We start from the raw sequence: 273 nt of genomic DNA, 5'->3' as shown, positions 1-273 counted from the left end.
CCGCTGTTCGCCTCCCTCGCCGGGCTCCCGCCGCTTCTCATCCAGGTGGGCACGGCCGATCTGCTGCTCAGCGATGCGGAGCGGCTCGCGGCGTCAGCTTCGGAGGCCGGCGTCGACGTCCGGCTGGAGGTGGGAGAGGGACTGCCGCACGTCTACCCGCTGATGGCCGAGACGCCGGAGGCGCAGGAGGCGACCGATCGGAGTGGGGCGTTCCTGCGATCGCTCGTTCGGTGACCGCGTGCTCCCCTCAGGCCATCATCCTGCGGACAGTGC

At 71.4% G+C, this 273-nt stretch carries 1 protein-coding gene; it reads left to right on the top strand.

Features of this window, described 5'->3' with window-relative positions; genetic code table 11:
• On the top strand, positions 1 to 234 hold a 234-nt coding region (locus tag SB717_RS35755; RefSeq protein ID WP_410907705.1), incomplete at its 5' end, for an alpha/beta hydrolase.
• Positions 235 to 273: the final 39 nt, after the last annotated feature.

It is taken from the genome of Priestia sp. SIMBA_032, assembly GCF_046535215.1.
Taxonomy (GTDB): domain Bacteria; phylum Bacillota; class Bacilli; order Bacillales; family Bacillaceae_H; genus Priestia; species Priestia aryabhattai.
Note: the sequence above shows the minus strand (reverse complement) of the source record. Positions and strands in the feature narration are given on the sequence as shown.